The following is a 14,371-nucleotide window of genomic DNA, read 5'->3' on the forward strand; positions in this document are numbered from 1 at the left end:
GATATGAACATGCCGACAGAACAGGCCGCCATGATTTCGGCCGATGAACAAGCACAAACACAAGAGACTCAGGCACCGTACGACAAGTCGGACGTCACCTTGCGCGACCGTCTGATCGAGGCCGGCATTCTGCTCGACACGGGCGAAGACGGTCTGTATGGCCGCAGCGAAGTGTTCGAGGATATCGTCGAGCGTCTGAATCAGGCCATCACGATGCTCGGCGCGGATCAGCATGCGGAAGTGCTGCGCTTTCCGCCCGCAATGCGCCGCCGCGACTTCGAAGACAGCGAGTATCTGAAGAGCTTTCCGAATCTCGCGGGCACGATCCACTCGTTTCAGGGCAACGATCGCGGACATCATCGTCTGCTCGAAGCGCTCGACAAGATCGTGCATATCGGCGAAGAGGAAGAGCGTTCCGACGACTGGATGGATCAGCAGAAGCCCACGCGCCTCGTGCTCACGCCGGCCGCGTGCTATCCGATCTATCCGCTCGTCGCGAAGCGCGGCAAGCTCGCCGAACAAGGCGCGATCTTCGACGCATTCTCGTATTGCTTCCGCCACGAGCCTTCTATCGATCCGGGCCGCATGCAGATGTTCCGCATGCGCGAATACATTCGTGTCGGCAGCCCCGAGCAAGTCATGGACTTCCGCCAGAAGTGGATCGAACGCGGCTCGCTGCTCGTCGGTCTGCTTGGATTGCCATTCGAGATCGATCTCGCGAACGATCCGTTCTTCGGGCGCGGCGGCAAGATCGTCGCCGACAGCCAGCGCGAACAGCAGCTCAAGTTCGAACTGCTCGTGCCCGTTGCGACGCCCGATCGCCCGACCGCGTGTCTGTCGTTCAACTATCACCAGGACCATTTCGGCGAACTCTGGCACATCCGTCAGGCCGACGATCAGGTCGCGCACACGGCATGCGTGGGCTTCGGCATGGAACGCACGACGCTCGCCCTATTCCGTCATCATGGTCTCGATGTCGAAGCGTGGCCCGCGCAAGTGCGCCAGTTGCTGTGGGGCGACAAGGCGTCGCTGATCGAGCAAGGACTCGCCAACCTGGGAAACAAGGCATGAATGCGCGCTCGCCGTCCGATGCCGTGACGGACACGTCCACGCCCGCTGACGACGAATCCCGCCGGCACGCGCTGCATCGCGAAGAGCGCGTGTGGCTGGAGACCAACTGCTACGTCGATCTGTGGATCGAGCTGCTGCATCACTACGGCTGCGATCCGCACGCGGCGCTGAACTTCACGGTGACGCAGGCCTTCGAGGGCGATCAGTTCACGTTCCCGAAGTTCTCGCTCGACGATATCGCGCGGCTCTACGGCCTGCAGGCGCAAGAGCTCGCGATCTACGACACGCTCGAAGCGCACGTGCGCGAGCAGACGAGCCGCGGGCAGATGGTGGTCGTCGAAGTGGACTCGTTCTGGCTGCCCGATACGCGCGCCACCGCATACCGGCAGACGCATACGAAGACGACCATCGCCATCGATGTCATCGACACGCAGGCAAAGCGCATCACGTACTTTCATAACGCGGGCTACTTCTCGCTGTCCGGCGAGGATTACGACGGCATCTTCCGTCTCACGCCCGGTCTCGCGAGCGACGTGCAGGCACTGTTCCCCTATGTCGAGTTCGTGAAGCGCGCACGTTCATCGCTAGAAGGCGATGCGCTCGTGCAACGCTCGGTCGACCTGCTCGCATTGCGGCTCGTGGATCGTCCCGCGACGAATCCGGTTGCGCAATGGCGCGCGGCATTTCCCGAGCACTTGCGCGCGCTGCTCGAACGCGACCCCGCGTACTATCACCTCTACACGTTCAACGTGATGCGTCAGCTCGGCTCGAACTTCGAGTTGCTGTCGAAGTATCTCGGATGGCTGAACCGAAACGGCGTGGAAGTCGCGAGCGAGATTCAAACGAGCGCACAGGCCGTTGCAAGCGAAGCGATGGTCATGCAGTTCCGGCTCGCGCGCGCCCGTATGCGCTCACGCGTCGATACGTGCGAGGACTGCCTCGACTCGATGCAAACGTCGTACGACAAGGTCATCGAGCCGCTCGCCGCGCGCTTTCTTTGAAGACCGGAGCCGCGTCGCCGTGACGCGGCTTCGGTATCGTTCACTCCATTCGATCCACAAGGAAGACTCATGCACGTTTCGCTCGCGCACGCGCCGCGCCGTCTTGCCGAAGGCTGGCAATGCGTGAGCACGCCCGCGGGTTCATGCGCGACGCCCGCTTCGCTCGATGCGTTCACGCAATGGCTCGACGCACCCGTGCCGGGCACGATCGCATCGGCGTTACGCGCACATGGCGTCGGCGATGAAGCGCTCGCACAGCCGTTCGCGCATGCGGATCACTGGTATCGCGTGAAGCTGAACGGCATCGACAAGCGGCGTCTGCGCTTTAACGGACTTGCGACCATCGCCGAAGTATGGCTCGACGATCGCAAGCTGCTCGATTCGGATTCGATGTTCGTCGCGCACGATGTCGATGTCGATCTGCATGGCGAGCACACGCTGCATTTGTGTTTTCGTTCGATCGCACCGGCGCTTGCCGCGAAGCGTGGACGCGCGCGTTGGCGTCCCAAACTTGCGCAACCGGCGACATTGCGCAACGTGCGCACGACGCTGCTCGGCCACATGTCCGGCTGGTGTCCCGCGATTCAGCCGGCCGGACCGTGGCGCGCGGTTGAACTGATCGGCGAGTCGCGCGAGTGTATCGACGAGATCGACATGCGCACACGCGTCGATGGCCGTGACGGCATTCTCGATGTCACCGTGCGCTTCTTTCATGCGCAGGAAAGCGCGCCGGTCGAGATCGAATGCGGTGAAACGAAAGGCGCGCTGCAATGGCAAGACGCGCACACGCTGACGGGCCAGCTTCGCATTGCCGATGTGCGCATGTGGTATCCGCATACGCATGGCGAGCCGTCGCGTTATGCGGTCAAGCTCGGCGATATCACGCTCGGCGAAATCGGCTTTCGCACGATCGAAGTCGATCGCGGCGCGGAGAACGCAGGCTTTCAACTCGTCGTGAACGGCGTGCCCGTTTTCGCGCGAGGCGCATGCTGGACCTCGGCGGATATCGTGTCGCTCGATGCGCCGCGCGAGAAACTCGAAAGCCTCTTCGCGCTGATCCGCGATGCGGGCTTCAATATCATTCGCGTGAGCGGCATCACGCTCTATGAATCGGATACCTTCTACGAACTCGCGGATCGTTACGGCGTGCTCGTCTGGCAGGACTTCGCCTTCGCGAACTTCGATTATCCCGACGACGAAGCCTTCAGACGCAGCGTGCAACGCGAAGCCGCACAGTTTCTCGCGCGCACGCGGCGCTTTGCATCGCTTGCCGTGTTGTGCGGCGGAAGCGAAGTGCATCAACAAGCGGCGATGCTCGGACTTCCCTTCGACGCCTATCAGCAGCGCCTCTTCACCGAACTGTTTCCGGGCGCGATCGCCGCTGCGCGGCCGGACGTCGCGTATGTCGTGAACTCGCCGAGCGCGGCGCCGGGCGATACTGTCTCGATGCCCTTCGGCACGCAAGGCGGCATTACGCATTACTACGGCGTGCCCGCGTATCAACGCTCGTTCGACGATGTACGCCGCGCGCAAGTGCGCTTCGCATCCGAGTGCCTGGCCTTCGCCAACGTCCCCGACGATGTCGCATTGCGCGCGCTGCCGAACGCGCGCGCACACGAACCGCGCTGGAAAGCCGGCGTGCCGCGCGATCCCGGCTCGGCGTGGGACTTCGACGACGTGCGCGAATACTATCTGCAATCGCTTTATCGTCTCGATGTGCCGCGTCTGCGCTATGAAGATCCCGAGCGTTATCTCACGCTATCGCGCGCCGTCGTCGCCGATGTGATCGCCGCCGTGTTCTCCGAATGGCGGCGCGCTGGCTCGACATGCGCGGGCGGCATCGTATGGAATCTGCTCGACGTGCGTCCGGGCGCGGGCTGGGGCGTGATCGACGTGCTCGGCGCACCGAAGAGCGCGCTGCATGGACTCGCGCGCGTGCTTCAGCCCGTGCAGGCGCTGGTCCTCGATGAAGGCTTGAACGGTCTCGACGTGCATCTCGTCAACGAGAGCGCGCGTGAGATTCGCGCGCGCGTCGAATTGACTTGTCTGCGCGAAGGCGCGGTGAAGGTCGCGGGCGGCGCGAGCGATGTCGTGCTGGCGCCGCGCAGCGTGCAACGCGTGTCGTCGAATGCGCTGCTCGGCGCGTTCTTCGATATCACGTATGCGTATCGCTTCGGCCCGCCCGCACATGATGCGACGCATGTTGTCCTGCGCGATGCCGATACCGGCGACGTGCTGTCCGAAGCGTTTCATTTCCCCGATCCGTCTATCGGCGAACGGCGCGATATCGGCCTGAGCGTGGCCGTCGAGAAGCAGGACGATGAATGGAGTCTCGTCATCGAAACGCAGCAGCTTGCGCGCTGGGTGCATGTCGTCGATCCGAACTATCACGCTCGCATCGACTGGTTTCATCTCGCGCCGGGTAGCCAGCGACGTATTCCGCTCGTCGCGCGGCATGCCAACGAAAGCAGCGCGCCCGAGGGTGACGTTTGCGCGATCAACGCATTGCGCAGCGCGCCGTATCGCGCATCGTAGACGGGCTCAGCGTCCGAACGCTTCCGTTTCGATGTGCCGTCCCGTCAGGAATGCATCGGCGACGAGACGCAGCGGACGGACATCGACATCGCTCGCCTGCGTCGCGATGAGTTCGTGAAAACGCTCGTATAGCGCGGGATATTCACGCTCCGCGCCGACATCGATCTCTTTGCCCGCAATCGAAAGGCGCTTGCCGCCTTCACGCATGGACAGACGGCCCGCATCCGTTTCGATATCGATATCCCATTCTTCGACCGGACCATGACGCCAGTCGAACACCGCGCGCACCGGCGCACCATTGGTCGCGACGCAATCGAGTTCGGCGGCGATCGGCGTCGCCGTATCGCTCGGCGTGGTCAGCGTGGCCCCACGCAACGCGATTTCATGCGGCATGATCTGCGTGACGATCGACAGCGCGTTGATGCCCGGATCGAACACGCCGAGACCGCCCGGCTCCCAGATCCATTGTTGCCCCGGATGCCAGCGGCGCACGTCTTCCTTCCAGCGCACTTCCACCGAACGGATCGCGCCCGCTTCCTTCGACGCGAGCCATGCACGCGCCGGTTCGACCGCGCTCGCCGCGCGCGAGTGCCACGACGCAAACAACGTGACGCCGCGTGCACGCGCGATTTCATACAGCGCTTCGACTTCGCTCACGCTCGCGCCCGGCGGCTTTTCCAGCATCACATGCTTGCCTGCCTCGAGCGCCGCCAACGCCTGCGCATAGCGCACTTGCGGCGGCGCGCAGAGCGACACCGCATCGAGCGATGGCTCTGCCGCGAGCAGCGCGTCGATGTCCCGATAGTTGCGCACGCCGTCCACACTCGCATTGCGGCTCGCGCACGCAACGAGTTCGAACCCTGGCTGCGCGGCGATAGCGGGCAGATGCTGATCGCGCGCAATCTTGCCGATGCCGACAATGCCAAGCTGATAAACCGCGTTCATGCAATGTCTCCTGAGGCTTCCGATGAATGTCGGACGTAACGATACGCTATTGTGCCCAGCGCAACACGAGCGGATCGAGACGCCGCGCAATGGCGATGAGTTCGTCACGCGTTTCGCGCGCCATTGCCGGCAACGGATGACGCGGCAACTCGCACGCGATCACGCCCCCCTCTTTCATCAGCGCCTTCGCCGCGAGCAGGCCCGCTTGCCGGTTCTCGTGATTGATGAGCGGAAGCCATTGCTGATAGCGATCGAACGCTTCGTCGATGCGCCCTTCGCGATGCGCCTCGATGATCGGACGAATGCCGTCGGCAAAGCCGCCGCCCGTCATCGAGCCGGTTGCGCCCGCGTTCAGATCGGCCAGCAGCGTGATGGCTTCTTCGCCATCCCACGGCCCTTCGATTGCTTCGCCACCGAGACGGATCAGTTCACGCAGCTTGTTCGCCGCGCCCGGCGTCTCGATCTTGAAGTACGACACCTGTTCGATTTCACGCGCCATACGCGCGAGAAACGGCGCCGACAGCAACGTGCCCGCAGCGGGCGCGTCCTGAATCATGATGGGAATCGTCAGTGCATCCGAAAGGCGCGCGTAGAACTCGTAGATGGCCGCTTCGGGCACGCGAAAGGTCGCGCCGTGATACGGCGGCATCGCCATGATCATTGCAGCGCCCAGTTCCTGCGCGCGACGACTGCGCTCGATGCACACGCGCGTACCGTAATGCGAAGTCGTGACGATCACCGGTACGCGGCCCGCGACATGTTCGAGGATCGTGCGCGTGAGGATGTCGCGCTCGTCGTCGGTCAGCGAGAACTGCTCGGAGAAGTTGGCGAGGATCGCGAGACCGTCAGACCCTGCATCGATCATGAAATCGACTGCGCGTTTCTGGCTCTCGATATCGAGTTCGCCGGAGTCGGTGAAGGTCGTCGGCACGACCGGAAAGATGCCGCGATAGCGTGGATTGGCAAGACTGCTCATGCTGTCGTCCGAGTCAAATGGAGTGAGGGTTCAGAGTGTCACTGCGCGCGCGGTTTGTCGAGCGCGGCGCGCACCACGAAGGTAACGGCGACCGCGACAAGCAGCGTCGACGCAAGAAAATACAGGCCGGCCGCGAGGCTGCCCGTGTGCTCCTTGATTGCACCGACGCCGGCCGGGCCAAAATAGCCGCCGAGATTACCGATGGAGTTGATCGCCGCAATGCCCACCGCCGCACTCGCGCCGCTCAGGAATTGTCCCGGCAACGCCCATACGACCGGCTGAATCGCATACAGCGAAAACGCGGCCATGCAGATGAACGCGAACTGCAACGGCGCGCTGCCCGCCCATGCGCTCGCGGCCAGCATCAATGCACCGAAGCTCGTCACGGCCGCGATGTGCCAGTAGCGTTCGCGCCTTTTGTCGGAATGGCGCGGGACGATGCACAAGCCGACCACCGCGAAGAGATACGGCACGGCGGAAAGCAGACCCGTCATCGAATCGCTGACGCCGAAGCCCTTGATGATCGTCGGCAGCCACAGCGACAGGCCGTAGATCGCGAGCGGAAACGGCAGGAACAGCAGCGCGAGCAACAACACGCGCTTGTCCTTCAACGCAGCGAGCGGTTTGCCGTGCGATTTGAGCGCGTACGCGGCGCGGTCTTTGGCAAGCTCACGCTCGATCCATGCGCGAGCCGCCGGTGCGAGCCAGCGCGCGTGCGCGGGCGATTCGGGCAACACACGCAGCGTCGGCAACGCGAGCAGCACGGCGGGCAAGCCGCTCACGACAAACAAGGTCTGCCAGTTCGACATGCCGAACCAGCCTTGCGTCGACAAAACCCAGCCCGCAAGCGGCCCGGTGATGATGCCGGCGAGCGGTTGCGCAAGCACCAGCAAGCCGATGATGCGCGCACGATGACGCAGCGGAAACCATTTCGTCAGGAAGTACAGGATGCCGGGATAAAGCCCCGCCTCCGCAGCGCCGAGCAGAAAGCGCAGCGCATAAAAGCTCATCGGGCCGCGCGTCAACGCCATGGCCATCGTGATGACGCCCCATGTGGCTAGAATGCGCGCGAACCATACCCGCGCGCCGAAGCGCTCCAGTGCGAGATTGCTCGGCACTTCGCACAGGAAATAGCCGATGAAGAACAGGCCCGCGCCGAGACCGTAAGCCGCATCGCTCAAACCAACGGCGGCGTTCATGTGCAGTTTTGCAAAGCCCACGACGGTGCGATCGATATAGGCGACCACATAAATCAGCGCGAGAAACGGCATCAGCTTGCGAACCAGCATGCCGACGATGCGTTGCTCCGTGCCGTCTTCGCGCTCGCTCACGTTGTCCGTCGCGGGTGCGGCACGATCGAGCGTGGCTACAGCGTCGTATTTCATACGGTCTCCTATTTATATTCCGGACACTCAACAACCGCAGTACGAGCGTGACGAGGCTTCAATCAGCCTCGCCACGCAGGCACCACACACCCTCTCAGGCTCTTCGGTGTATTTTCAGTGCGAATGTCTCGGCACGGCCGCGCCGCGTTTGCCAACGAGGAAGTCGAGATCGCATCCTTCGTCGGCCTGCAGCACGTGATCGACATACAGCCGTTGATAACCGCCCTCGCCGTGCACGCGCGGTGCTTCGTGATCGCGCATGCGGCGCGCGAGTTCGTCATCGCTGATGTCGAGATGCAGCGTGCCCGCGTCGCTGTCGAGTTCGATCCAGTCGCCGTCGCGCACGGCGGCGAGCGGCCCGCCCGCTGCCGCTTCCGGCGCGACGTGCAGTACCACCGTGCCGTAAGCGGTGCCGCTCATGCGCGCATCGGAGATACGCACCATGTCTTTCACGCCCTGACGAAGCAGCTTCGGCGGCAAGCCCATGTTGCCCACTTCGGCCATGCCGGGATAACCCTTGGGGCCGCAGTTCTTCAACACGAGCACGGAGTTCTTGTCGACATCGAGCGACTCGTCGACGATACGCTCCTTGTAATGCTCCAGGTTCTCGAACACGACCGCGCGGCCACGATGCTTGAGCAATTCGGGCGTCGCGGCGGAAGGCTTGAGCACCGCGCCGCGCGGCGCGAGATTGCCGCGCAACACGCGAATGCCGCCATCTTCGATCAACGGATTGTCGAGCTTACGAACCACTTCATCGTTCGTGATGGGCGCGGTCTTCACGTTCTCCCAAAGCGACTTGCCGTTGACGGTCAGCGCATCGGGATGCGGAATCAGGTTCGCTTCGCCCAGTCGCCGCAACACGGCGGGCAAGCCGCCCGCGTAATAGAACTCTTCCATGAGGAAGCGGCCCGACGGCATCAGATCGACGATGGTGGGCGTATCGCGGCCGATGCGCGTCCAGTCTTCCAGTTCGAGCGGCACGCCGATGCGGCCCGCAATCGCCTTCAGGTGAATCACTGCGTTGGTCGAGCCGCCGATCGCCGCGTTCGTGCGGATCGCGTTCTCGAAGGCTTCGCGCGTGAGGATCTTCGAAAGCGTCAAGCCTTCGAGCGCCATCTCCACGATGCGAATGCCCGACATATGCGCGAGCACGTAACGGCGTGCATCGACGGCGGGAATCGCGGCGTTGTGCGGCAAGGACGTGCCGAGCGCTTCGGCCATGCACGCCATCGTCGATGCAGTGCCCATGGTGTTGCACGTTCCCGCCGAGCGCGACATGCCCGCTTCGGCCGAGAGAAACTGATGCAGATCGATCTCGCCCGCCTTCAACGATTCGTGTAGTTGCCACACGGCCGTGCCCGAGCCGATGTTCTTGCCGTCGAGCTTGCCGTTGAGCATCGGGCCGCCGGTCACGACGATCGCGGGGACGTCGCAACTCGCCGCGCCCATCAGCAGCGCGGGCGTGGTTTTATCGCATCCGGTGAGCAGCACGACCGCATCGATGGGATTGCCGCGGATCGCTTCTTCCACGTCCATCGCCGCGAGATTGCGCGTGAGCATGGCGGTCGGGCGCAGGTTCGATTCGCCATTCGAGAACACGGGAAATTCGACCGGAAAGCCGCCCGCTTCATATACGCCACGCTTAACGTGCTCGGCGATCTTGCGAAAGTGCGCGTTGCAAGGCGTGAGTTCCGACCACGTATTGCAGATGCCGATGACCGGCCTGCCGTCGAACTCGTGATCCGGAATGCCCTGGTTCTTCATCCAGCTTCGATACATGAAGCCGTTCTTGTCATTGGTGCCGAACCATTGCGCGGAGCGCAGCTTGGGCTTCGATGCGGACATCGTCTCTTCCTGTCATATACGTATCCACTGAGCTTACGCGGCTGCGTGATAATCTGCCAATGAAAAGATGGACGCAATCGATAACCGAATCAGCATTCGTATAAACCCTTAAATGCTGCTTACTTCCAGCCCTTCAGCCATGCGCAGCCGCCTCAAGACGCGGCAACTTTTGCTCGTCGTCGCGCTGGCGGAGGAAGGCAATATTCATCGCGCGGCGGCCGCGCTCAACATGACGCAGCCCGCCGCGTCGAAAACGTTGCGTGAACTCGAAGAAACGCTCGGCGTCACGCTGTTCACGCGCGAGCCACGCGGCGTACGTCCCACACTATATGGCGATGCGATCATCCGGCATGCGCGCGCCGTGCTTGGCAGCATCGATCAGGCTCAGGAAGAACTCGTCGCGCTCAAGTCGGGGCGGCTCGGGCATGTAAGTATCGGCGCGATCACATCGCCGGGCGTGCGCTTGTTGCCCGCTGCGGTTGCGGCAGTGAAGCGCCTGCATGCCGACATCCGCATTTCCGTCGAGATCGATTCGAGTACTACGCTGCTCGAACGTCTCTCGCAAGATAAGCTCGATATCGTGATCGGCCGGCTTTCTGCCGAGCACGACAAAGTACAGCTTCGTTATGAACCGCTCGCAAGCGAACCGGCTCGCGCGGTCGTGCGTGCAGGACATCCGTTGTTGAAGAAGAAGAAGCTGTCGTTGAGCGATGCGCAACGGGCCGCGTGGCTCGTGCCGCCGACGGGCAGCGTGCTGCGGCATCGTTTCGAAGTGATGTTTCAACGCGCGAGCCTCGCGCCGCCGTCGAATGTTGTCGAGACCGCGGCCATTCTCTTCGTCACGCAGTTGCTCGAACAAAGCGACATGATCGCCGTGCTCGCCGAAGATGTCGCGCGCTATTACGAACGACACGGCATCGTCGCAATGTTGCCGTTGCCGATGGATTGCCAGATGGACGACTTCGGCATCGTCACACGGGCGGACCGGCTATACACGCCTGCAGCCGAAGTGATGATCGATGCGTTGCGCACGGCGGCGCGCAACGCATACGACGATCAGGCGGTCGCTGCGATCTCGACCGGCACGCGATAACGTTCGATCAGGCGCTCGCGCTTCGTGGCAACGGCCGCCATGTTGCGTTCCTTCACGTGACCGAAGCCGCGAATTTCGTCGGGAAGCTTTGCAAGTTGCAGCGCGATATCCAGACGATCTTCGTCGAGCGTCGCGCAGAATTCATCGACGAGTGCGAGGTAGTCTTCGATCAGCTGACGCTCCGCGCGGCGTTCGGCCGTCTTGCCGAACACATCGAACGGCGTGCCGCGCAGACGCTTCAGCTTCGCAAGCATGCGGAACGCCGGCAGCATCCACGCGCCGAAACGCTGCTTCACGAGATGGCCGTGCTCATCGTGCCTGGCGAAGAGCGGCGGCGCGAGATGGAACGTCAGCGTGTAGTCGCGGCCCGGCTCGCCTTCGAACTGCTCGCGCAGTTTGTCGAGATAAACGGGATCGGCATAGAGACGCGCGACTTCGTATTCGTCCTTGTAAGCCATGAGCTTCGCGAGATTCACGGCGACGGCGCGCGTGAGCGGAAGCTTTGCATGACCCTTCAACTGCTTTTCCTTCTCGCGAATGCGTTCGACCACACCGCGATACGCATGCGCGTACGCTTCGTTTTGATAGGCGGTGAGCAAAGCCTCGCGCGTCGCAATGACCTGCTCGATGGACTCGGGCATCTTCACGACGATGGCCTGCTGCGTCGGCTTGATCAGATCGCCCGTGCCGTGTTGCGCGACATAGCGTCCCCAATCGAATGCCAGCAGGTTCTTGTCCACCGCCACGCCGTTCAGTTCGATTGCGCGCTTCAGGCTCGCGAGTTCGAGCGGCAACCAGCCTTTCTGCCACGCGAAACCAAGCAGCAACGGATTCGAATAGAGCGTGTCGCCGAGCAGTTTCAACGCGAGCGCATTGGCATCGATGAATGCGCATCCCGCACCGATGCTGTCCGACAGCGCCTGTTCCGTCTGCGCGCCCGGAAAGCTCCACTGCGCATTGGTGACGAACTCGGCCGTCGGCGTTGCGCCGCTGTTGATGGCGGCTTGCGTGATGCCATGTCGCGTGCGCGAGAGCACATCGTTCGAGGCGGACACGATAGCGTCGCAGCCGATCACGAGCCGCGCTTCGCCGGTCGCGATGCGTGTCGCGTGCAGCGCGCGCGGCTCCGGCGCGATCTGCACGTGGCTCAGCACCGCGCCGCCTTTCTGGGCGAGACCGGCCATGTCGAGCACGGTCACGCCCTTGCGCTCGATATGCGCCGCCATGCCGATCAATCCGCCGATGGTCACGACGCCCGTGCCGCCCACGCCGGTCACGAGAACGCCATAAGGCTTCGTCAATGCGGGCAGAGTCGGCAACGGCAGCGTGTCGAATGCGGGCTTCTGTCCGGCGGCGGCTTTCGGCTTGCGAACCTGCGCGCCTTCGGCAGTGACGAAGCTCGGGCAAAAGCCCTTCACGCACGAAAAGTCCTTGTTGCAGGACGACTGATTGATCTTGCGCTTGGTGCCGAGCGACGTATCCAGCGGCTCGACCGAAAGACAATTCGATTGCACCGAGCAATCGCCGCAGCCTTCGCATACCGCGTCGTTGATGAACGCGCGACGCGCCGGATCGGGATACGTGCCGCGCTTGCGGCGGCGGCGCTTTTCCGTCGCGCAGGTCTGATCGTAGATGAGCACGGTCGTGCCTTGCGTATCGCGCAACTCGCGCTGAATGCGATCCAGCTCGTCGCGATGATGCACGCTCACGCCATCCGGCAATACGATTTTCGCATCGTATTTCTGCGGCTCGTCCGTCACGATGACAATGCGCTTCGCCCCTTCCGCGAAGACCTGATGCGCGATTTGCGGCACCGTGAGCACGCCGTCGACGGGTTGGCCGCCGGTCATCGCGACCGCATCGTTATAGAGAATCTTGTAGGTGATGTTCGCGTTCGCCGCGATCGCCGCACGCACCGCGAGCAGGCCCGAATGAAAATACGTGCCGTCGCCGAGATTGACGAACACGTGCTTGTCGCCCGAGAAATGCATTTGCCCGATCCACGCGACGCCCTCGCCGCCCATCTGGCTGAACGTCTCGGTCTTGCGGTCCATCCACATCGACATGTAATGGCAACCGATGCCCGCAAGCGCGCGCGAGCCTTCGGGCACGCGCGTCGACGTATTGTGCGGACAGCCCGAGCAGAACCACGGCTTGCGCTCGACATCGACGCGCGGCTTGATCGCCTCGCGCTCCTTCGCTTCGATCGTCTCGACACGCGCGAGCATGCGCGCGCGCACATCGCCGGGCAGGTCCGCGCGTGCGAGACGGCGTGCGATGGCCTTCGCGATCAGCGCGGGCGACAACTCGTAATGCGCCGGCAAGAGCCAGTTGCCGCGCGGAACGGACCATTCGCCGCCTTCGTTATCGCGTTCATCGAACTTGCCGTAGATGCGCGGACGCACGTCCTCGCGCCAGTTATAAAGCTCTTCTTTCAAGGCATATTCGAGAATCTGCCGCTTCTCTTCGACGACGAGAATCTCTTCGAGACCTGTTGCGAACGCGCGTGCATCTTGCGCATCGAGCGGCCACACGCAGCCCACCTTCAGCACGCGCAGGCCGATCTGCGCGCAGGTTGCATCGTCGAGACCGAGATCGACGAGCGCCTGACGCACATCGAGATACGCCTTGCCCGCCGTGATGATGCCGAAGCGCGGCTTGTCCGAATCGAGCACGACGCGGTTCAGCTTGTTCGCGCGCACGTACGCCAGCGCCGCGTACCATTTCTCGTCGAGCAGACGCGCTTCTTGCGCGAGCGGCGAATCGGGCCAGCGGATGTTGAGGCCGCCTTCGGGCATCGCGTAATCGGTGGGCGTGACGATCTCCACGCGGTCCGGATCGAGATCGATCGATGCGGTGGATTCGACGACATCGGTCACGCACTTCATCGCGACCCACAGACCCGAGTAGCGGCTCATCGCCCAGCCATGCAGGCCGTAGTCGAGATACTCCTGAACATTCGACGGATACAGCACCGGAATGCCCGCCGCGATGAACGCATGATCCGACTGATGCGCAACCGACGACGACTTCGCCGCATGGTCGTCACCCGCGAGGACAAGCACGCCGCCGTGGGCATCGGTGCCTGCGGAATTTGCGTGCTTGAAGACGTCGCCGGTACGGTCCACGCCCGGGCCCTTGCCGTACCACATGCCGAACACGCCGTCGCGCGTGGCACCCGGCCACAAGTTGACCTGCTGCGTGCCCCAGATCGACGTGGCCGCGAGATCCTCGTTTACCCCTGGCTGAAACACGATGTCGTTGTCTTTCAGATGCTGCTTCGCCTTCCACAGCGACTGATCGAGCGCGCCGAGCGGCGAACCGCGATAGCCCGAAATGAAGCCCGCCGTATTCAGCCCGGCCTTGCGGTCACGCGCCTTCTGCAGCATCGGCAGACGCACCAGCGCCTGCGTGCCGCTGATATAGACGCGGCCTTTCTCCAGCGTGTATTTGTCGTCCAGCGAGATATTGGCGGCGGCTAGCGCAGCACGATCGGGTGCGTTCATGGGGCTTGTCT

At 63.0% G+C, this 14,371-nt stretch carries 9 protein-coding genes; 4 read left to right on the forward strand and 5 right to left on the reverse strand.

The genetic code is table 11. From position 1 onward, the window contains the following. Window positions 1–3: 3 nt before the first annotated feature. From BRPE64_RS28355 to BRPE64_RS28365, 3 genes are all read left to right on the forward strand, one after another. Complete coding sequence (locus BRPE64_RS28355; protein ID WP_016348424.1) at window positions 4–1,071, forward strand: amino acid--[acyl-carrier-protein] ligase; 1,068 nt, start codon at window positions 4–6, stop codon at window positions 1,069–1,071. Then, entirely contained in the window at window positions 1,068–2,072 is a 1,005-nt protein-coding gene (locus BRPE64_RS28360; RefSeq protein WP_016348425.1) for a DUF1839 family protein, read from the forward strand. The genes BRPE64_RS28355 and BRPE64_RS28360 overlap by 4 nt, the downstream gene beginning before the upstream one ends. A 69-nt stretch (window positions 2,073–2,141) precedes the next feature. Beyond that, complete coding sequence (locus BRPE64_RS28365) at window positions 2,142–4,607, forward strand: glycosyl hydrolase 2 galactose-binding domain-containing protein (RefSeq protein WP_016348426.1); 2,466 nt, start codon at window positions 2,142–2,144, stop codon at window positions 4,605–4,607. 6 nt (window positions 4,608–4,613) lie between these two features. Here the strand turns inward: BRPE64_RS28365 and BRPE64_RS28370 are convergent, their stop codons facing one another. The 4 genes from BRPE64_RS28370 to BRPE64_RS28385 form a co-directional block, all read right to left on the reverse strand. Continuing rightward, window positions 4,614–5,552 carry a Gfo/Idh/MocA family protein gene (locus tag BRPE64_RS28370; protein WP_016348427.1) on the reverse strand — a complete coding sequence of 313 codons (939 nt, stop codon included), beginning with the start codon at window positions 5,550–5,552 and terminating at the stop codon, window positions 4,614–4,616. A gap of 46 nt (window positions 5,553–5,598) precedes the next feature. Then, window positions 5,599–6,528, reverse strand: coding sequence for a dihydrodipicolinate synthase family protein (locus BRPE64_RS28375; RefSeq protein ID WP_016348428.1), 930 nt, complete (start codon window positions 6,526–6,528; stop codon window positions 5,599–5,601). Between the two features lie 38 nt (window positions 6,529–6,566). Next, window positions 6,567–7,913, reverse strand: coding sequence for an MFS transporter (locus tag BRPE64_RS28380; protein WP_016348429.1), 1,347 nt, complete (start codon window positions 7,911–7,913; stop codon window positions 6,567–6,569). Between the two features lie 114 nt (window positions 7,914–8,027). Continuing rightward, window positions 8,028–9,761, reverse strand: a complete 1,734-nt coding sequence (locus BRPE64_RS28385; RefSeq protein ID WP_016348430.1) for an IlvD/Edd family dehydratase — start codon at window positions 9,759–9,761, stop codon at window positions 8,028–8,030. A 112-nt stretch (window positions 9,762–9,873) separates the two neighbouring features. Between BRPE64_RS28385 and BRPE64_RS28390 the strand changes: the two genes are divergently transcribed. Next, the gene (locus BRPE64_RS28390; RefSeq protein WP_051180567.1) at window positions 9,874–10,854 is read left to right on the forward strand and encodes a LysR substrate-binding domain-containing protein; all 981 of its coding nucleotides are present in this window, start codon (window positions 9,874–9,876) and stop codon (window positions 10,852–10,854) included. Here the strand turns inward: BRPE64_RS28390 and BRPE64_RS28395 are convergent. Continuing rightward, window positions 10,818–14,360 (reverse strand): indolepyruvate ferredoxin oxidoreductase family protein, encoded by a 3,543-nt coding sequence (locus tag BRPE64_RS28395; protein WP_016348432.1) that lies wholly within the window; start codon window positions 14,358–14,360, stop codon window positions 10,818–10,820. The two genes, BRPE64_RS28390 and BRPE64_RS28395, sit on opposite strands and share 37 nt — an antisense overlap. Window positions 14,361–14,371: the final 11 nt, after the last annotated feature.

Origin of the sequence: Caballeronia insecticola, from assembly GCF_000402035.1 — a bacterium.
GTDB classification, from domain to species: domain Bacteria; phylum Pseudomonadota; class Gammaproteobacteria; order Burkholderiales; family Burkholderiaceae; genus Caballeronia; species Caballeronia insecticola.

Excerpts from the sequence above, each read along its gene's own strand:
- BRPE64_RS28370 (WP_016348427.1), bottom strand. The coding sequence starts at position 5,552 with ATGAACGCGGTTTATCAGCTTGGCATTGTCGGCATCGGCAAGATTGCG.
- BRPE64_RS28385 (WP_016348430.1), bottom strand. The coding sequence starts at position 9,761 with ATGTCCGCATCGAAGCCCAAGCTGCGCTCCGCGCAATGGTTCGGCACC.
- BRPE64_RS28360 (WP_016348425.1), top strand. The coding sequence starts at position 1,068 with ATGAATGCGCGCTCGCCGTCCGATGCCGTGACGGACACGTCCACGCCC.
- BRPE64_RS28375 (WP_016348428.1), bottom strand. The coding sequence starts at position 6,528 with ATGAGCAGTCTTGCCAATCCACGCTATCGCGGCATCTTTCCGGTCGTG.
- BRPE64_RS28380 (WP_016348429.1), bottom strand. The coding sequence starts at position 7,913 with ATGAAATACGACGCTGTAGCCACGCTCGATCGTGCCGCACCCGCGACG.
- BRPE64_RS28355 (WP_016348424.1), top strand. The coding sequence starts at position 4 with ATGAACATGCCGACAGAACAGGCCGCCATGATTTCGGCCGATGAACAA.
- BRPE64_RS28395 (WP_016348432.1), bottom strand. The coding sequence starts at position 14,360 with ATGAACGCACCCGATCGTGCTGCGCTAGCCGCCGCCAATATCTCGCTG.
- BRPE64_RS28390 (WP_051180567.1), top strand. The coding sequence starts at position 9,874 with ATGCTGCTTACTTCCAGCCCTTCAGCCATGCGCAGCCGCCTCAAGACG.
- BRPE64_RS28365 (WP_016348426.1), top strand. The coding sequence starts at position 2,142 with ATGCACGTTTCGCTCGCGCACGCGCCGCGCCGTCTTGCCGAAGGCTGG.